This window comes from Pantoea stewartii, from assembly GCF_011044475.1.
GTDB lineage: Bacteria > Pseudomonadota > Gammaproteobacteria > Enterobacterales > Enterobacteriaceae > Pantoea > Pantoea stewartii.
Genome location: NZ_CP049115.1, coordinates 1,337,922 through 1,359,409 on the forward strand (window position 1 = coordinate 1,337,922; position 21,488 = coordinate 1,359,409).

Below are 21,488 nucleotides of genomic sequence, written 5' to 3' on the forward strand. Positions count from 1 at the left end.
CCTATGATTTTAGTGGGAATATTCCTAAGCACTCAATGATAAAACATCTTTCCCATAATCCCTATAATTACACCCGCTATCATCATTTATTTCTTATCTTCATTCACCCCCGAATGATTTCTTAAATGCTAATTAAGCGCCGGGCATATTGCCCGGCTTTTTTTGCCTGCTGTTCAGTGTCTGGTCATCTGTGCGGAAAATAGCACCGCTAAGTGCTGAATTATTCGTCACTTATGCCGCTTCGCCCTCGCCAAATTAACCCGCGCCTCTTACAAAGTTTCCCCTGTATTTTATCACGGACCGAAACCAGCTAGGTTACCGGTCCGGTTCCACGCCTTATTAACGTTCACGCATCGATTCTTTAACCTTATTCAACGGCTTAAGCAAATAATCCATGACAGATTTCTGCCCTGTCTTGATCTCTACATTCGCCACCATGCCCGGCACAATGGGGAAGCGTCGTCCGGCCCGGTTTGTCAGCTCCGCTTTTTGTGTGCGGACATAAACACGGTAATAAAACTGATCGCGCTTAACCTCATCCTGCAAGGTATCCGGCGAGACCGTTTCCACCACGCCCGGCAGGTCACCGTAGATGGAAGAGTCATAGGCGGTCACTTTCACCACGGCTGGCAGGCCGGGCCGAATATAGGCGATATCACGAGGATTGATACGGGTTTCGATTAGCAGTTGATCTTCCAGCGGCACGATTTCCATCATCTTACCGCCCGGTTCGAGCACACCACCGACCGTGGTGACCTGGATATCCTTCACGATACCCCGAACGGGTGAAGTGAGCGTGGCACGCGTCAGCAGGTCTTCTTTGCCTGCGGCAACCTGTAGCTGGGCATCCAGTTCCGCATTGTTTTTTACCTGCTCTTCATGGGCACGGACCAGATAATCGTTACGTGCCTCATCAATTTTACCGCGCAGATCGCTGACCTGACGGCGCAGGCGAATGACTTCCACCTGCCCTGCGGCGCCCTTCGCCACCAGCGGTTCCGTTAAACGCAGCTCATCCTGAACCAGCCGTAAAGACTGTTGCAGGTTGCTGATCGTCTCTGTCAGGTTACGGCGACGTGATTCGTACAACTGCTTCTCACGCGCCACCAGTTGCGGCTCTTTTAGCGTCTCTGCGCTGAAGGTGAGCGGTGTACCAGACAGCTCTGCGCTCAGTCGCTCAGACGAAGCGCGCAGCGTCCTTACCCGTGCCTGCACTTCACCAAAGTTAGACTGAAAACGGGTGGGATCCAGAGTGGCCAGAATCTGGCCTTTTTCGACGATATCGCCCTCATGCACGTTAAGCTGCTTCACGATGCCGCCGTCCAGACTGTCAATTACCTGCGCACGGGTTGACGGCGTCACTTTTCCGGTGCCGACCGTGACTTCATCAAGAATGGCGAAATGCGCCCAGATCAGAAAAAGCACCAGCGCGGCGGTGCACAACCAGATTATGGTGGATGTGCGTCGCTCATGTTTGGCCAAATCTTTGTCTAACATGACGATGCTCATGCTGCCCCTCCCTGACCGGCATCCACGGTCGCGCGCCGCAGAATCTGCTCTTTTGTCCCATCCGCAATGATGCGGCCGTTTTCCATCACCACGATACGATCAACCATCTTCAACAGTGCGGGACGGTGCGTGACCAGGATTAACGTTCGTCCACTGATCCAGCTCTGCATCTGGCGGATCACATGATCTTCAAGTTGCTCATCCATCGAGGCGGTGGGTTCATCCAGCAGCACAACCTGTGGCTGGCGCAGAATCATCCGACTGAGCATAATCATCTGGCGCTGTCCGCCCGACAGCCCACGGCCACCTTCATTAATAATGCGATCCAGGCTGGCCGCATCCTGCTGAACCAGCGACAACGCACCGCTGATACGCAGCGCCTGCAGCATCTCCTGTTCACTGGCGTGTGGATTCCCCAGCAGCAGATTCTGGCGTAACGTGCCGAAGAACAGTCGCGAATCATGAGAAAGCCAGCCGAGCTGACGGCGGAGATCCGTGGGGTCGATTTGCGCCATATCCACGCCATCGACCAGCACTTTCCCCTGCGTGGCCTGTGCCTGACCGGCCAGAATTTTCAGCAGGGTGGATTTACCTGCACCGACCTTGCCCAGAATGGCGATTTTTTCACCGGGCCTGATGGTTAACTGCTGCACGTTAAGTACGTTCTTTTCGTTCTCTTCATCATAGGTGTAATGCACGTTGCGCAATTCATAGTGCCCGGTCAGCGTCGGACAGTGGGCCAATGTCGCGGTCTCAGGTTTATCGAGTGGTTTTTTCAGTAGCTCATCCAGCCCTTTCATTGCGGTTTTCGCATGCTGCCAGCGGGAAAAGACCATGGTGAGTTGCATCAGTGGCGCGATGGTGCGCGAGGAAAGCAGGCTACAGGCGACCAGCGTCCCGGTCGTGATTTGTGCGTCCAGCACCAGATAGACCCCAAAGACCAGCATGCCCGCATAGGTCAGCTGCTGCACGGTCGATGCCCAGCCCGTGAGTCTGGCCCCCCACAGGCGTTGCTGATTACCGATTGACGCACTGACCTCATGCGTTTGCTCCCACTGGCGTTGAAAATACGGCTCTGCCTGCAATGCCTTGATGTCTTCAATGCCTTCGATGGTCTCGACCAGCACCGCATTACGCAGTGCCCCTTCACGTAAGCCGGCTTTCGCCAGCCGGGCCATAGGAAACTGTACCAGCAGGCCTGGGATAATAATGAGGGGAATGGCGGCCAGCGGAATCAGGACCAGCCAGCCGCCAATAAACGACATAATAAACAGGAAGAGAATGACAAAAGGTAAATCTGCCGCCGCGCCGACGGTCGTGGAGGTCAGTAACTCGCGCACCTGATCGATCTCGCGCAGTTGGGAGATAAAAGAGCCGGTTGATTTAGGTCGGGATTCGTTACGAATATTCATCGCCCGGGCAAACAGCATGGCAGAGACTTTCAGGTCAATGCGTTTCCCCATCAGATCGGATACCTGCGTGCGCATCAGACGAATCAAATATTCAATGGCGGCGGCAATCAGCACGCCCACAAACAGCACCCACAACGTAGCTTCGGACTGCGCAGGAATGACCCTGTCGTAGACCTGCATGGAAAACAGAATCCCGGCCAGCGCCAGAACATTACTGATGATCGATGCCAGGGAAATCTCAGCAATACGGCGGCCCATGCCCCGAAAGTTTTTCCAGAACCAGTGCGGCTCATAGGGCTGAACAAACTCATCAATGCGGGCATCCCGCCCACGAGCGGCAACGCCAATAACGCCCACATCTCCTTGTGTACGCGAAAGCAGGCCCGCCAGCTCACCTTCGCGAATCACGTCACCGCCTTCGCTGAGCCAGTAACGTGCGCTTCCCTCCCCATCAATGCCTTCCAGCACCGCCACGCTATGGTTTTCCATAACCAGCACGACAGGCGTGATGTCCTGGCGCCAGCGCAGTTTGTTGGGGGACACCATGGTCAGGTGCAGGCCGAGCAAACCGCAAAGCCGTTCAAGTTGCTGTTCAGCAGGGAGATGTTCGAACCAGCGCATCTGCTGACGCAGCGTTTTGCCATCGGCAGGCTTGCCGAAACGCGCCGCCACACGCAACATCGCGGCAATCCAGTTTTCCGTCTTCAGGTTTTGTACACTCATTATTCACGCCTTTTAGTGCAGACTGGCTATTGCAGCGAAGGAAGAAGATCACCACTGTTTTTCTGGCGGTCGATGCCCATGATATCGAGCAGGTTGTCAACGGCGGCCGCATAGCGGACGGTGGCATCCCAGCCGTCGTAGAGGGCGATGATGCGGGAACTGTCGGCCTGAAAGACATCCTGCTCAACGCTGAGCAGATCGTTCAGGCTACGTTTGCTGAGCCGGTATTCATCGGCGTAAACATTGCGCGTGTGCTCCGCGCTGGCCAGTTGCACTTCCCCCGCCTGCTGGCGTTGCTGGGCGCCAATCATATCGGCGTAAGCCGTGGAGGCGCTTTGATTAATGGCCAGTTTGGCTTGCTGCACCGCCGCCTGTGCGGCCAGACGCTCACCCTCGGCGGCCTGCGTTTTGGCATTGACCAGCCCGCCCTGATAGAGCGGCGCCTCAACCTGGAGCTGCACTTCGTCGTCCCAGTATGAGCGTTGATCGTTTTCATAACGCGTCCGGCCCGCCTGCACTTTGATACTGGGCCAGTGGCCAGACTGGGCCTGCCTTACCCGCTCACGCGCGGCTTCCTGCTTAGACTGCGCGCTGCGCACCGAGGCGCTGTTTTCATAGGCAATACGATCAAGAGTGACCTGCTGCCTGAGCAGCGCCTGAGGAAGTTCAGGCAGCGTCGCCGGTACCACGCCGGTCAAGACCGTAAGCTGGGCTTTGGCCGAGCGAAGCTGTGCCAGATACTGTTCACGAGTCGCCTGCATCGCAGCAATGCGGGTTTCCGCCTGCAATACATCGGACTGAGAATTGAGACCGGCATCCGCCCGCATTTTGGCAATTTCGCGAACGTGCTCAAGCGACGCGATGTTTGTCTGGGCCGTTATGGCAAGTGACTGATAGCGTTTGACCTCAAGATAGGCCTGTAACGTATCTTTCGCGGCCTGCGTCATGGCATCGAACAGGCCAAAGCGATATGCCTCTGAAAGGGCATGCTGTTCATCGATGGCGCCGTTCGTGCGGCCAAAATCGTACAGGAGCTGACTGAGCATAATGCCGCCAGAGCCGTTGTTGTTCAGACTGCCGGAGGAATCCGTCTGATGTGAGCGCCCCGCTGCGCCCTGAAGCGATATCTGGGGATACCAGGCGCTCTGGGCCGCACTGAGATCCCCTTCCCCTACGTAAATCTGAGCGGCCGCTTCCGAAATCTTCGGATTGCGGGCAAACGCGCGTAGAATCGCCTCACGCAGGGTTAAGGTTGCCACCTGTTCTTCACTGGGCGCGGCACGCCAGTTAAATTCGGCTTCGGGTAAAGGCGCAGCCAGGGCTGCAGGGAGTACCATGCCATTTAAGGCACAACAGATCAGGACCAGACGCGCGTTCTTCATTCTTCATACCAACAGGGCTGTTTATCATCGTTAGAGGATTACCTGGTGATTTGGGGCGTAAAAAACAGCAATGCGACAGCAGAACACGCACTTTATTGTTAATTTAATTTATGTTTTTGAAAGCCTACCGCTAAGCGCGCGTTAATATTAATAGTATAAATTGGCGAGAGGTTCATGATAAAAATCGCCATTTATCAAATATCTCGTCTGAAAGCTGTTTTTTTAGCCAAATTCAATCCCAAAAAGTCATTAGCATAAGTAAACAACCTGCCAGTTAATAAAGTTAAGGAATTACTCTATCCGTTGATGGACGAGGCGTCAGGACAAAGCGTGACGTTATATACCGCTTTATCCCGTGCCAGTCCTCCGCCTGGGGGAAGGATGACCGACACGCACTATCGAATGCGGCGCATTAACTGCGGTACGGTCAGTTAAAACGGATTAAAAAAGCGGGTGCTTGCGCACCCGCTGTGTTCTGCTTGTAACCATCAAACCGCACCGTTTAGACGATGGCGACCTGCAGGTTATGCTGGACCAGCACATCACCCAGCGTGTTGTCATTGGCAAGCGCCGAATTATGGTAGACCTCATAGGCCTGGCCATTCAGCATACGCTCACCACTGATTTCCCAAACGCCACCATCGCTATTGACCAGCGTGACCTGACTGCCGTCTGCGCCTTTAATCATCAAATCATCGCTCTGGTTGTCTGTAAGCGTAAGCGCCTCATTCAGATCAAGTTTGACCGAATTGGTGCCACTTTTACCCAGATCGAGAATTTCAATGTTTTCGACTTTCAGGCCAAGCGCAGTCAGATCCAGCGTGATGTGATCACCGCCCAGCACCAGGGTATCGGTACCGGCACCGCCATCAATATGGCTGAAATTCAGATCGTTGACGGTCACGGTATCGGCACCACTGCTGCCGCTTACCGTCGCCCCTTCAATCTGTCTGCCATCTTCCAGCGTAATCACCACCCCACCAATACTGTAAGCCTCCTCCGTTATGGGGGTTTCAGGCACGACAACGGCTTGCTCCGCGACATTCACCGACTCGGTACTGCTGGTCGGCACCACCGTATCGGCTTCCGTGGTCAGTGTAGAGACGGCATGGAGCGCCGGTGCCGTTTCCTCGCCAGACTGACTGTGATGCTGCGTGTCCAGACTGGCCGCCGTAACACTTTCGTCCGACACCGCGAAGGTGGCAAACGACTCCGCCGACAGCGTGGTCGTGGCAGGCAACAATGACCCCAGCAACAGCGTGTTTGTGGTGGTAAAGCTGTTACCGGCCACATCCGTAATGGTCACTTTCGCCAGCGTATTCACTGACAGCAAGAGTCCCCCTACAGAAAGCAGTGACGAGGCAAAATTAGCCGAGTAACGTCCCAGAGCATCGGTAGTCGTATTGATGGTTGGCCCGTTGCTGCCGTTCGCCAGCAGTAGCGTCACGCTGACTCTGGAACCCTGGGCTGCGTTCAGCGATCCGCCCTGCACCGTCAACCCCGTCAACAGTGCGGTCACGACGCTGAGCACCGGATCCACCCCGACGACAGGCTGGTTGTGCGACAACGCGGTAAAGGCACTGGTCGTCGTGGTGCTGTTACCGCCGATATCCGTGACGGTGACCGCGACCGAATGGCTGCCGTCCGAAATACCTTTCAGTGTGGCTGACGGTACGCTAACGCTCCAGGTGCCGTTTGCGCCTACAGTGGTGGTCAGAATATTACCTGCCACGTTAACGGTCACGCTCCCGCCGACAGCATTACTGCTGGTGCCGCTGATGGTTTCAGCAATATTGGATTCAGAGATGTTCAGATAACCATCACCGCCAAAGTAGCTGTTCACCCCAACGGTCGGCGTACTGCGGCTGGCGACGCCCAGCGAAGCAGACGCGCTGCCGCTGTTGCCGATACCATTGGTGACGCTGGCGGTAACGGTATAGAGTCCGTCCGCAATCGCCGCCAGGTTTGTTGCGGAGATCGGCAGGCTCCAGGTCCCGTTACTGTTTACCGACGTGGTAAAGGTCTGGGTACCGATGGTGACCTGCACCAGCGATCCTTCCGCGTTAGTGGCCGTCCCGCTAATCGTCTGCGTGGTTTTCACATCTGCGACGCTCAGCGCGTTGTCACCAAACAGGGAGGTAATGGTTAACGCCGGCGCACTGTTACTGATGACGCTCAGGTTGCCCGAACCGGACACGGTATTACCGTTAAGGTCGGTCCCTGTCACGGCAACAGTTTTCGCACCATCGCTGATGCTCAGCAGATCGGCCTTCGGTACGCTGATCGTCCACCCACCGCCGCTCACCACTTTGGTGGAGTAGGTCACGCCGTTTAACGTGGCGCTGACGGTTGCGCCCGCTGACAGTGACGACGACCCACTGATGGTCTGATTAGTTGAAAGGTCTGCGGCGCTCAGGACACCGTCGCCAAACACCGTATTGACCGTCAGAGTTGGCTGCGTCACGGCCAGCTGCACGCCTGCGCTGGTGGAGGTGGTGTTACCGACCGCATCCGTTACCGATGCACTGACCGTAAAGTTGCCGCCAAGCAATGTCGAAAGAACTGCCGGGCTTAACGAAGCAGAGAACGTGCCGTCCGCATTCACCACCGTCGTCGCCGTGGTGTTGCCAATCGCCAGGCGCACGGTGCTGCCCGCCGCCACGCCGGTTGCGGTCCCCGTAATGGTCTGCGTCACGAGCGACTCGGCAATATTAAGCACACCGTCGCCAAACAGCGGGTTCAGCGTCACTTTCGGCAGATTGTTAATGCCTACGGTCGCCGTGGCCGAGCTGCTGCTGGTATTGCCTGCGGCATCGGTGACGCTGACGCCTACAGTGAGCGTGCCATCGGACAAGCCTTTCAGCAAAGTCGGCGTTAAGCCGAGGCTGAAGTTGCCGCTGGCATCGGTGACGGTCACGAGCTGCTGCCCCGCAATCGTCACAACCACGCGAGATCCGGCTTCCGCCCCGGTTACCGCGCCGCTAATCGTCTGCCCCGCCAGGGCATCAGCTACATTCAGCAACGTATCCCCAAACAGCGGATTGAGGGTGATGGTTGGTACCACGGTATCGACGCGAATGCCCGCGCTGGTCGAGGCCGTATTCCCGGCAGCATCGGTAACCGTTGCCCCGATGGTGAGGTTGCCCTGCGCCAGCGTGCCGAGGATATCTGGCGTCACCGTTGCGGAGAAGGTGCCGTTCGCTCCCACCACTGCGTTAATCTGCGAGGCGCCTACCGTAAGCGTGACTGTCGAACCTGCTGCGACGTTGTTGACCACGCCGCTGAGCGTCTGACTGGTCGCAATATCGGCCAGGTTAAGCACACCATCACCGAACAGTGAGGTCAGACTGATAGTCGGCGTCTGGGTGAAAATGCCAATGGTGGTACTGTTGCTGGCCACGTTGCCGACAGCATCAACCACGCTGACGCCCAGTGTCTGGTTACCCGCCGTCAGCGCCGTCAGGTCGGCAGCAGGCAGCGTCAGACTCCAGCTTCCATTGGCGCCCACTGCGGTGGTGTAGGTGCGGGTGCCTAACGTCACCGTCACCTGCGATCCCGCCGCCGCATTTTCGATCGTACCGCCAATCTGTTGGTTGACGGCCGCTTCGGCAATATTCAGCAAGTTGTCGCCACCAAACAGGCCGGTCAGGGTTCCCACAACGGGTACAGCATCGACAATGGCCGTCACGGTTTCCCCCACGGTACGGACGTTGCCCGCAGCATCTGTCAGGGTGACGTCCAGCGCCAGCTGACCATCACTGATCAAACCCAGTACATTCGGTGGAACCACAATGGCCCATTTGCCATCCTGTCCGACCGCGCTGGTCAGCGTTGTGCCACCAATCGTGACCGCGACGGTCGCGCCCACGCCGGCCGATGTGGCCGTGCCGGTAATGGTCTGTGCAATCGTGGTATCGAGCGCACTGAGTGTGCCGTCACCAAACACAGAGTCGACCACCAGATTTAACGCCGCGTTCACCACCTTGTTGACGGTGATCGTCGCATCGGTTTGGTTGCCTGCAACATCGCTGACACGAAGACCAAAGACCAGCGGACCATCGTTAAGGCTGGCCAGCACGTCAGGCGTTAAGTCAATGCTCCAGGCACCGTCAGCACCGATGACCGCCGTAGCGATCGGCGCACCATCACCCACGAACAGGGAAATGGTTTGGCCCTCTTCTGCGCCCGTTGTGCGACCGGTCAGGACCTGACTGGTTGTGATATCGGCTGCATTAATCAGGTTGTCGCCCAGGAAGGCGTCAGTCTGAATCAATGGTGCGGTCGTATCTACAGTCACGGTGCGGTCGACGGAAGTCACGTTGCCCGCAGCATCGCTGAGCTGGGCATTGATGACCGTTTGACCCTCGGCGAGCGCCTGCATATCACTGGCCGGTACGCTGGTTGACCAGGTGCCGTCAGTCTGCACGACGGCGGTGTAGGTTTTGCCGTTGAGCGTCACCGTTACTGCGCGGCCCGCCTCACTGGTGTCCGAGGTACCGCTGATGGTCTGGCGTACCTGAGTTTCGCCGTCGTTAATGACATTGTCACCCGCAAAGTCATTGATAGTGAGTGACGGCGGTGTCAGATCCAACTGCACGGTGCCAGTGGCCGTGACGGTTTCCGAACCATTGGTCGCGTTGACCGTAATGGTGACCGGCCCGTCGGTGGTGCCGAAATCGGCGACGGACAGCGCTCCCGTCGTCCAGTTGCCGTTCGCATCCAGCGTGGTGGCGTAAGGGGTCCCGTTGATGACAATGCTGACCTCGCCGGTAGCACCCAGGTTTTGCGATGTTCCGCTCAGCACGACACCATTTGCCTGATCGACCGTACTGATGATGTTGTCACCCGATACGGTGCCCAGCGTGACCAGCGGTCCCGGCGGTGGCGTCAGATCAACCGGAACTGACAGTTCCTGCGTCACCGGGTTACCGGCCTGATCGCTGACGGTCAGCGTCAGTGTGGTAGTCGGCTGCGTAAAGTCACGCATTTGTTCAGGCGTCAGTGTGAGGCTCCAGCTTCCGTCTTCCCCAACGATGCCCGTGCCCAGCACCGTGCCCGCAAGGGAAACGGTCAACGAAGTCCCGATTTCAGCCCCTGTTACTACGCCACTCAGCACCTGCGGCTGAACACTTTCGGCGTAATCCAGTCCGTCATCCCCTGCAAAGGCCACCGTGGTGATCACAGGTGCGGTAGTATCAATGGTCAGCGTCTCTGTAAGGGTGGCACTGTTGCCAGCCGCATCCGTCGCGACCACAGAAAGACTGTAATTTCCGTCGGTATAATCTTGCAGATCGGCTGTGCTCAGGGCTAATGTCCAGCTGCCATCTGCCTGTACCACCGCACCGAAGCTTGTCCCTCCTAAGGTGACCACAACCGTCTGCCCTTCACCGGGTTCCCCTGTGCTACCGGTCAGGGTGAAGCCATTCGCGACATCCGCTGAATTAATAAAACCGTCACGTGCGAGCGGGGCCACGGTTGGCACCGGTGTCGTCAGATCGGCCGTGAAGTTAAACTGGGCAGTACCCGGGTTGCCGGTAGCATCAACGACGTTAACGGTGACGGTATACGGACCGCTCCCTAACGAATTTAACGCATTCGGCGGAATCGTCACGCTCCAGTTGCCATCGTTATCGACCGTACCGGGATAGCTGATGCCGTCCAGATTCACGATAATGCTGACGGCCTGATTTGCGCCGCTGCTGCCCGTCGTTCCCGTCAGCGTGACGCCAGCGGCGGCCTCACTGATGCTCAGCACATTGTCGCCACCAAACTGCGTGGCCGCAAAAGTCGGCACGGGCGCGGTCACCGCGGTCACCACGTTTAATGTGGTGTTGTCGGTGTTCCCCGCACTATCGGCTGCACTCACCGTAATGACATGGCTGCCGTTAGGAATTTGCGCCATCTGATCCGGGGTCAGCGTGAGCGACCAGCTTCCGTCATTCTGCACGACCGCATTCAGCGGTTCGTCATTGTTGAAGCCGCTGATCACCACCGTGACGGTTTGCCCCGCGCCACTGATGCCGGTGGTACCGGTCAGGGTCTGGTCCTGTGTCGCCTCAGTGGCATTCAGCGCACCATCGCCAAACGGCAGATTGAGACTCACATTCGGCAGCGTTTGCACAGCGACAATGATGTTGTCAACGGTGCTGGCCGTATTGCCATTCACGTCGGTGACGGTGATCGTCACCGGCCAGGTCCCATCCGGCAGCGTTTGCAGGACGCTCGCGGGCAGATCCAGTGACCAGGTGCCGTCGCCGTTAATGGCAGCCGCATAGATCGTCCCGTTGACCGTAACGGTCACGGCGGCGGCGTTATCATTATTCAGATCGCCACTCAGGCTACCGCCAGCCTGCGCCTCGGCCGCGTTAATGCGTCCATCGCCAAACGGCGTATCAAGCGTAGGCGCGGCAATCGGTGCGGTTGCCGTCGTGAAATCCTGTGTGGTGGTCACCGAGGTATTGCCTGCCCGATCGGTCGTCACGATACTCAGGGTATGGCTGCCATCGGCCAGCCCCGCCATGACTTCCGGCGTCAGGCTGGCTGTCCAGTTACCCTGGGCGTCAACGGATACCGTCAGCGGTGTGCCGTCCACAGTCACGTTCACGGTTTGCCCGTCGCTCAGTGGTGTGGTGCCGTTAATCAGCTGTACTGACGCAGCTTCACTGGCATTGATGACGTTGTCGCCAAACAGCGTTTCCGCAACCGTTGGCGTCGCTGGTGGCGTCAGTAAGATCTCAACGCCGACGGATGCTTCTGCCGGATTGCCCGCCACATCACTGGCCGTCACCTGCACCTGCGTCACGCCATCGGGTAAACCGCTGAGCGCGTCCGGTGCCAGATTGAGCGTCCAGATACCGTTGGCAGCGACCGTCGTGGTAAAGGCTTGATCCACAATTGTGACGGTGATTTCGCTGCCTTCGGCCAGATTGGTGGCTGTGCCCGTCAGCGTCAACGCACCCGCAGCCTCTGCCTGACTCAACAGGCCATCGCCAAACGGGACGTCCAGCGTCAGGACAGGTACGTTTCTGATCGCCACATCCAGCGTCGTGCTGCTGTCGGTCGCGACGTTACCGCTGGTGTCCGTTGCCGTCACGGTGACAGTCTGAACACCATCAGTCAGCGCTTGCAGATCCGCTGCCGGGATGGCCAGCGTCCAGGCACCGTTTCCGTCGGCCAGAGCGGTGTAACTGATTTGATTTAGCGTCACGCTAATCTGTGCGCCAGGCGCACTGTTACCGGTGACCGTCAGATCCTGGAGCGATTCGGCCTGATTCAGCGACGTGCCGGCGCTCAGGGTAATATCGACCAGCGATGGCAGGGTCGTTTCGATGGCGACATTATGGCTGGCCTCCGCAGGATTGCCTGCAGCATCATTCGCCGTCACCACAAAGGCCTGTTCTGTCCCGGACGGCAGATCAGCAAGGGCATCGGCGGGCACGGTTACGCGCCAGTTGCCGTTGGCATCAATGGTGGTCGGGTACGCAATACCGTTAACGGTCAGCGTAACAGGCGTCCCTTCTGCCAGTAGCCTGCTGCTGCCCGTCACCTCCAGCGCCGTTCCGGCTTCGGTTGCGTTGATGATGTCGTCCGCTGCCACTACATCTACGCTAAGCGTTGGCTGCGCCGCCTCGCTGGCGATGACAGTGAGGCTGGCAGTGCTGCTGGCAGGATTGCCCGCCGTATCGCTCGCCACCACCACCACAGACAACGCACCATCTGGCAGCGCGCCAGCATCACCCGCAGGAACGGTCACGTTCCAGCTGCCGTCTGCCTGAACGGCACCGGTGTAGCTCTGACCGTTCAGGGTGACAGTCACAACCTGCCCCGCCGTCAGGTTCGTACTGCCACCGCTGATGGTGAAATCCGCAGCGGCTTCTGCCCGGTTCAGTAAGTTATCGCCGCTGACGGTATCGACTGTCAGCACGGGCAATGACGCGCTGTCGGCGACGCGGGTCAGATTTTGCGTCAGCGTGGTCTGGTTACCCGCCGCATCTGTCAGGGTAATATCCAACGCATACGTGCCATCCGGTAAGCCCTGCATGACGCTGGCAGGAATATTGACCTGCCAGCTTCCATCCTGAAGCACCAGCGTCTGATAAGTCTGGCCTTGTAAGGTCACGGTAACCGTTTGCCCTTCATCAGCCAGCGATGCCGTGCCGGAAACCGGAATGGTCTGCAGCACCTCCACTGCATTGATTTGATTATCTCCGGTAACCGGCGTCAGAGTCAGTTCAGGCGGTGTGAAATCCACGGTGATGTTACTGTTCAGGCTGCCCGTGTTACCCGCCGCGTCAGTCACATTGACGACAATGGGATTGACGCCTTCTGTCAGTGCCTGAAGGACATCACTACCCAGAGTCAGAGACCAGTTACCCTGTGCATCTACTGTCGCGCTGTAATCATTTCCACCCACGGTCACCGTGACGGTCTGACCTGCGCCAGAAGCGCCGGTGGTGCCGCTGAGTGTCTGGTCAGTCGTGGACTGGATCTGGTTCAGATAGCCGTCTGTGAAAGGTGTAACGATACTGATCGGCAGACTGTTCGTTGATACGGTAATCTCGCGGGTTTCTGTCACGCTGTTTCCGGCCAGATCGCTGACGGTCACGGCCAGTGCATAGCTGCCTGCGGGAATACCTTCCAGTGCGCCAGCGGGCAATGTAAAGCTCCAGTTGCCTTCGGCGTCAACTGCCGTGGTCCATACCTGATTGTTTAAGGCGATCGTTACCACCTGACCTTCCCCGGCATCACTGGTGCCGCTGAGCACAATCGGTCCGGTGCTCTCGGTCGGGTCGACAACATCATCACCTGTCACCGGATCCAGCGTCAGGCCTGGCGGGGTGAGATCCACCTCGACAGTGCCCGCAACGGAACGGCTGTTACCGGCCGCATCCGTGACCGTCACCGTATAGCCGGTGCTGCCCTCAGTCAGAGCGGTAAGCGCATCAGCAGGCAGCGTAACGCGCCAGTTGCCGTTTGCGTCCACGGTTCCGCTGTAGATATTACCGTTAAAGGTGACGTTAACGGTTTGCCCAACGCCACTCACGCCAGTTGTGCCGTTCAGCGCCTGCGCACTGGTGACATCGTCTGCATTAATCACGCCGCCATCAAAAGCATTAATAACGACAGGGTTGGGTACATTGTTAATGGCCACGTTCAGCGTGCCTGAGCTGCTGAGTACGGCCCCCGTGGTATCCGTAGCCGATACGGTCAACGTGGTCGGCCCATCCGTCAGGCTTGCCAGATCGGCAGGTGGGATCACAATGTTCCAGGTTCCGGTGGCTGAAACCGTGCCGGTATACGTGACACCATTGAACACCAGCGTAACCGTGCTGTCGGGCGCGACATTGACCGTGGTTCCGCTAACAATCAGCGGGTCGGTTGCCTCACCGGCATTCAGATAGTTATCGTCACTCAGGGGAGCCAGCGCGATGCCTGAGGCATTGCTGTTGAGCGTCAGATCCAGACTGCCAGTGGCGGTATTGCCTGCGGCATCACTGACGGCCACGGTGTAACTGGCGCTGCCGTCAGCCAGCGAAGCGAGGATCTCTGCCGGAACAGTCAGTTGCCAGGTGCCATCCCCCAATACTGTGCCGCTGAAAACATCGCTGCCTACAGTGAGGGTGACGGTCTGACCCTGCTCGACATTCGTGGTGGTGCCGGACAGCACCTGACTGACCTGACGCTCTGCGCCATCGACGACATTATCGCCTGCGAAGGGATTCAGGGTTAACGTTGGCAGCGAAGCCGCATCCGCTTTTACCGTCAGGTTACTGGTATTGGTAGAGACGTTACCGGCACTGTCTGTCGCCGTCACCGTTAAGGTATAGCTACCGTCAGACAATCCACTCAACGCAGCATCCGGTACATTCAGCGTCCAGGTGCCATCTGTATTAGCCGTTGTTGTGACGGTTGTACCATTAAACGAGGCGACGATGGTCGCACCGTTTTCACTGGTGCCGGTCAGCACAAGAGGCTGCTGAATTTCCGTGGCGTTGAGTACGCCATCGCCAGAAGGCGTGGCAACCTGCAGCACCGGCGGCACAGTATCCACCGTGACGGAGCCAGAGGCCGTACTGGTGTTGCCGGCAATATCGGTGAGCGTGACGGTATAAGGTACCGTTCCCTGATCCAGCGCAGCGAGGATGCCTGACGGAATGCTCACTTGCCAGTTACCTGCACCATCTACCGTGCCGTTGTAGTCAACCCCATTGAAGTTGACGACGACGCCTTGCCCGGCACCGGTCACACCGCTGTTGCCCGTAATCGTGCCGTTGGCCGTGGCTTCAGCGCCATTCAGCACGCCATCACCAAAGGCGACGCCAGCCGTTGCGATCGGCAGATCGGTAGCAAAGACGTTAATATTCGTTGTATTGGTGGCAAGCGTGTTACCACCGGCATCGGTGATAGTGGTAATGACCGGCAGAGCACCGTTTGGCAGTTCAGCCAGCGAACCGGCAGGCAGCGTCACCGTCCAGTTGCCCTGCGCATCGACCGTGCCGGTATAGCTGGTGCCATTAACACTAACGGTCACCTGACTGCCCGCAGGAATGTTGATTGTGGTGCCACTCAACACGACATCGCTGGCCACATCCTCAACATTGAGGTAGTTATTTGTCCCTACAGGCGACAGCGCAACGCTGCTGCCCGTATTGTCCACCGTAAAGGCCAGCTCCGCACTGCTGGTGTTCCCGACGGCGTTTACGACCTCAACGGTCAGCGACTGCGCACCATTCGGCAAGCCGGACAATGCGGTGGACGGCAGCGTGATTTGCCAGTTACCGTTGGGCTCTACTGTCCCCGTGTAGGTCACGCCATTCAGGGTAACGCTAACCTGTTGTCCCGCCTCAACATTGGTTGTGGTGCCGGTAAGGGTTTGTGGCTGCTGCTGTTCGGCACCATCCAGAATGCCATCGCCAGCAAAACTACCCGAATTAACCGTAATGGTAGGCTGGACTTCTGGTGCCGTCGCGACATTCAGATCGCTGGTGAACGTCGTCTGGCTGCCATTGGCATTCGTCACCGTGACCGTAAACGGATTGCTGCCTGACGGTAATGCAGCGAGATCAGACTGGTCAACTCTCAAAGACCAGCGGCCATTGGAGGCCACCAGCGTCCGGTAAAATCTGCCGTTGAGCGAGAGTGTGACCTGATCGCCATTCTGGCCGCTACCATTCAGGATCAGTGGCTGTGTCAGATCGCTGACGCTTAGCGTGTTATCGCCGCCCACGGGATCAACGCCCAGAACAGGTGACTGGGTATCCACCGTGAGGTTATTTGTCTGGGTAACCACGTTGCCAGCCTGATCAACCACACTGACAACCAGTGGGTTATTCCCCTGCGGTAAGGCAGACAGATCGGTGGCAGGAATCGTCGTACTCCAGCTGCCGTCCGTATTAACCGGAACGTTGTAAGTGTTGCCGCCGAGTTGAATCTGTACCTGTTGTCCGTCACCGGTAATGCCGGTATTCCCGCTCAGTACCTGATCGCTGGCGGCGTCCAGATTATTAAGGACACCATCGCTGATCGCGCCGCTGTCGAGGTTAACAGCAGGCAATGTTGTGGCCTGCAGGATCACGTCAGCTGTGCCGGTCACGAGGTTACCGTTAGCATCCACGGTGCTGACGGTAATCGATTTCAGCCCGTCTGCTACGCCGTCAAAAGCGGCTGCAGGCATCGTGACCGACCATAATCCGTCGCCATCTACGGTACCGTTGTAATTGACACCGTTAAAGTTAACCGCAATCTGCTGACCCGGTGTCCCACCAAGGAACGCACCCTTAACGATAACGCCCTGGCTGGCTTCCAGCGCATTAATAAAACCATCTCCGCCCAGCGGTTGGGTAATCGTCAGCGATCCTGGCGTCCCCGCTGCGGGTTCAACGATAATGTCCTGGTTGCCCGTCGCGATGTCTCCGGCATTGTTAGCCACGCTGACGGCAATTGTCGTCGTGCCCGCCGCTAATGCGCCCAGCGCTGCCGACGGCACCGTCACGCTCCAGCCGCCGTCCTGGCCCACCGTGGTGGTATAGGTCTGCCCGCCCAGGGTCACGGTCACAGTCTGGCCCGGCTCCACGTTGACGGTGGTGCCGGACAGAATCTGATCCGTTGCTTTTTCTGCATTATCCAGCACGTTGTCCCCGGCGAAAGGATCGACGGTCAACGTCGGATCGCCGGGCTGTGTTGCCGGTGCCTCCACGGTGATGGTTTCGGCAGTCGTGGCCGCGGTGCCCGCCGCGTTGCTCACCGTCGCCTCAATGGTCGTTGTGCCCGCCGCCAGCGCCTGCAGCGCCGCCGCCGGCACCGTCACGCTCCAGCTGCCGTCCTGGCCCACCGTGGCGGTGTAGGTCTGCCCGCCCAGCGTCACGGTCACGGTCTGGCCCGGTTCCACGTTGCTGGTAACGCCTGAAATGAGCTGATCCGTCGTTTTTTCGTCGTTATCCAGTACGTTGTCCCCGGCAAACGGCGCAAGAGCCACCGTCGGATCGCCGGGCTGTGTTGCCGGTGCCTCCACGGTGATGGTTTCGGCAGTCGTGGCCGCGGTGCCCGCCGCGTTGCTCACCGTCGCCTCAATGGTCGTTGTGCCCGCCGCCAGCGCCTGCAGCGCCGCCGCCGGCACCGTCACGCTCCAGCTGCCGTCCTGGCCCACCGTGGCGGTGTAGGTCTGCCCGCCCAGCGTCACGGTCACGGTCTGGCCCGGCTCCACGTTGCTGGTAACGCCTGAAATGAGCTGATCCGTCGTTTTTTCGTCGTTATCCAGTACGTTGTCCCCGGCAAACGGCGCAAGAGCCACCGTCGGATCGCCGGGCTGTGTTGCCGGTGCCTCCACGGTGATGGTTTCGGCAGTCGTGGCCGCGGTGCCCGCCGCGTTGCTCACCGTCGCCTCAATGGTCGTTGTGCCCGCCGCCAGCGCCTGCAGCGCCGCCGCCGGCACCGTCACGCTCCAGCTGCCGTCCTGGCCCACCGTGGCGGTGTAGGTCTGCCCGCCCAGGGTCACGGTCACGGTCTGGCCCGGCTCCACGTTGCTGGTAACGCCTGAAATGAGCTGATCCGACGTTTTTTCGTCGTTATCCAGTACGTTGTCCCCGGCAAAGGGCGCAAGGGTCACCGTCGGATCGCCCGGCGAGGTCACCGGCGCTTCCACGGTGATGGCCTGGGTCTGGGTGGCCGCGGTGCCCGCCGCGTTGCTCACCGTCGCCTCAATGGTCGTTGTGCCCGCCGCCAGCGCCTGCAGCGCCGCCGCCGGCACCGTCACGCTCCAGCTGCCGTCCTGGCCCACCGTGGCGGTGTAGGTCTGTCCGCCCAGCGTCACGGTCACGGTCTGGCCCGGCTCCACGTTGGCGGTGATGCCCGAGACGGTCTGATCCGTGGCCTTCTCCGCGTTGTCCAGAATGTTGTCCCCGGCAAAGGGCGCGAGGGTCACCGTCGGATCGCCCGGCGAGGTCACCGGCGCTTCCACGGTGATGGCCTGGGTCTGGGTGGCTGCGGTGCCCGCCGCGTTGCTCACCGTCGCCTCAATGGTCGTTGTGCCTGCCGCCAGCGCCTGCAGCGCCGCCGCCGGCACCGTCACGCTCCAGCTGCCGTCCTGGCCCACCGTGGCGGTGTAGGTCTGTCCGCCCAGGGTCACGGTCACGGTCTGGCCCGGCTCGACGTTGGCGGTGATGCCCGAGACGGTCTGATCCGTGGCCTTCTCCGCGTTGTCCAGAATGTTGTCCCCGGCAAAGGGCGCGAGGGTCACCGTCGGATCGCCCGGCGAGGTCACCGGCGCTTCCACGGTGATGGCCTGGGTCTGGGTGGCTGCGGTGCCCGCCGCGTTGCTCACCGTCGCCTCAATGGTCGTTGTGCCTGCCGCCAGCGCCTGCAGCGCCGCCGCCGGCACCGTCACGCTCCAGCTGCCGTCCTGGCCCACCGTGGCGGTGTAGGTCTGTCCGCCCAGCGTCACGGTCACGGTCTGGCCCGGCTCCACGTTGGCGGTGATGCCCGAGACGGTCTGATCCGTGGCCTTCTCCGCGTTGTCCAGAATGTTGTCCCCGGCAAAGGGCGCGAGGGTCACCGTCGGATCGCCCGGCGAGGTCACCGGCGCTTCCACGGTGATGGCCTGGGTCTGGGTAGCTGCGGTGCCCGCCGCGTTGCTCACCGTCGCCTCAATGGTCGTTGTGCCTGCCGCCAGCGCCTGCAGCGCCGCCGCCGGCACCGTCACGCTCCAGCTGCCGTCCTGGCCCACCGTGGCGGTGTAGGTCTGTCCGCCCAGCGTCACGGTCACGGTCTGGCCCGGCTCCACGTTGGCGGTGATGCCCGAAACGGTCTGATCCGTGGCCTTCTCCGCGTTGTCCAGAATGTTGTCCCCGGCAAAGGGCGCGAGGGTCACCGTCGGATCGCCCGGCGAGGTCACCGGCGCTTCCACGGTGATGGCCTGGGTCTGGGTGGCTGCGGTGCCCGCCGCGTTGCTCACCGTCGCCTCGATGGTCGCCGTGCCCGCCGCCAGCGCCTGCAGCGCCGCCGCCGGCACCGTCACGCTCCAGCGGCCGTCCTGGCCCACCGTGGCGGTGTAGGTCTGTCCGCCCAGCGTCACGGTCACGGTCTGGCCCGGCTCCACGTTGGCGGTGATGCCCGAAACGGTCTGATCCGTGGCCTTCTCCGCGTTGTCCAGAATGTTGTCCCCGGCAAAGGGCGCGAGGGTCACCGTCGGATCGCCCGGCGAGGTCACCGGCGCTTCCACGGTGATGGCCTGGGTCTGGGTGGTCGCGGTGCCCGCCGCGTTGCTCACCGTCGCCTCGATGGTCGCCGTGCCCGCCGCCAGCGCCTGCAGCGCCGCCGCCGGCACCGTCACGCTCCAGCGGCCGTCCTGGCCCACCGTGGCGGTGTAGGTCTGTCCGCCCAGGGTCACGGTCACGGTCTGGCCCGGCTCCACGTTGGCGGTGATGCCCGAGACGGTCTGATCCGTGGCCTTCTCCGCGTTGTCCAGAATGTTGTCCCCGGCAAAGGGCGCGAGGGTCACCGTCGGATCGCCCGGCGAGGTCACCGGCGCTTCCACGGTGATGGCCTGGGTCTGGGTGGCTGCGGTGCCCGCCGCGTTGCTCACCGTCGCCTCGATGGTCGTTGTGCCTGCCGCCAGCGCCTGCAGCGCCGCCGCCGGCACCGTCACGCTCCAGCGGCCGTCCTGGCCCACCGTGGCGGTGTAGGTCTGTCCGCCCAGCGTCACGGTCACGGTCTGGCCCGGCTCGACGTTGGCGGTGATGCCCGAAACGGTCTGATCCGTGGCCTTCTCCGCGTTGTCCAGAATGTTGTCCCCGGCAAAGGGCGCAAGGGTTACCGTCGGATCGCCCGGCGAGGTCACCGGCGCCTCCACGGTGATGGTTTCGGTAGTCGTGGCTGCGGTGCCCGCCGCGTTGCTCACCGTGACCGCGATGGTCGCCGTGCCCGCCGCCAGCGCCTGCAGCGCCGCCGCCGGCAACGTCACGCTCCAGCTGCCGTCTGTTCCTACCGTGGTGGTGTAGGTCTGTCCGCCCAGCGTCACGGTGACGGTCTGGCCTGCCTCCACATTGGTTGTGGTGCCCGAAAGCGTTTGATCTGACGCCTTCTCGGTGTTGTCCAGCACGTTATCCCCGGCGAAAGGGTTGACGGTGAGCGTTGGCGCACCGGGCGTTCCCGGTGCGGCCGGGTTGTCACCACCACCACCACCTCCTCCGCCCCGACTGGTACCCAGTGCAACGCCCGCCAGACCAAGCAGGCCCACACCGCTGGCGGTCATTAGTCCAGTAGAAATATTGCTGTTATCAGCCAGGAGAAGGGGATCGACACTGTCGAGAGATTCATAGGTGGGCGTCATGGTTGTGGCGGCGTAATCTGTTGCGTCAACCGCCGTGGGGAAAAGCGCATGCTCTGGGGGATTCACACCATCGTCAAACACCAGTTCACTGTGATCGCCGGCAGCATCATCCAGAAAGAAGTTTTTATAGCGAACCGTGCTGCCGTCACGCATCTGAACGATAAGGTCATCACCCTGCCTTTGAAATTGCGTCACCACTTCACGTGTGCCGTTAATACGGACAACGCTGGGTTCACTGAGGGTAATCGTTTGTGCTGAGACGCCATCGACCTGTGAAATGAGCGTACCATTTGCACGGGAAATGATATCCACCCGAGTTTGAGTGATTTCTGCCATCTTGACCTTACTCCACCAGAGAAGCTAATTAACTGAAATGAAAACCATAAAAATAATTTATGGGTAACTTTTCCACGTTTTACTTGCTGCGAATCTGAAAACGTTTCAACCTGGCGCGACAATAGGTAAAAAAATCAAGAGCGATGGCAAAAAATCTAAGCGAAGCGTAATAATTGTTTAAATTTTAATTAATCCGAACTTACTTTTGGCAACATCATGAAAATAATATTCATCACAGTCAGGGCAAAAATCAATCGCAATATGCAGTTTTATTTATGATTTAACCAAGATAACATTAGC

The 21,488-nt window shown here is 59.4% G+C and carries 4 protein-coding genes; all 4 read right to left on the reverse strand.

Annotation, left to right across the window (positions count from 1 at the left end; translation table 11 throughout):
* Nucleotides 1-339 precede the first annotated feature (339 nt).
* Complete coding sequence (locus tag G5574_RS06385; protein ID WP_033740600.1) at nucleotides 340-1,509, reverse strand: beta-barrel domain-containing protein; 1,170 nt, start codon at nucleotides 1,507-1,509, stop codon at nucleotides 340-342.
* Nucleotides 1,506-3,644, reverse strand: coding sequence for a type I secretion system permease/ATPase (locus G5574_RS06390; protein ID WP_033740601.1), 2,139 nt, complete (start codon nucleotides 3,642-3,644; stop codon nucleotides 1,506-1,508). Before G5574_RS06390 ends, G5574_RS06385 begins: the two co-directional genes overlap by 4 nt.
* Before the next feature lie 26 nt (nucleotides 3,645-3,670).
* Complete coding sequence (locus G5574_RS06395) at nucleotides 3,671-5,026, reverse strand: TolC family outer membrane protein (protein ID WP_039338185.1); 1,356 nt, start codon at nucleotides 5,024-5,026, stop codon at nucleotides 3,671-3,673.
* Nucleotides 5,027-5,528: 502 nt separating this feature from the next.
* Nucleotides 5,529-21,188: an Ig-like domain-containing protein gene (locus tag G5574_RS06400; RefSeq protein ID WP_164482311.1), complete on the reverse strand. Its 15,660-nt coding sequence runs from the start codon at nucleotides 21,186-21,188 to the stop codon at nucleotides 5,529-5,531.
* Nucleotides 21,189-21,488 lie beyond the last annotated feature (300 nt).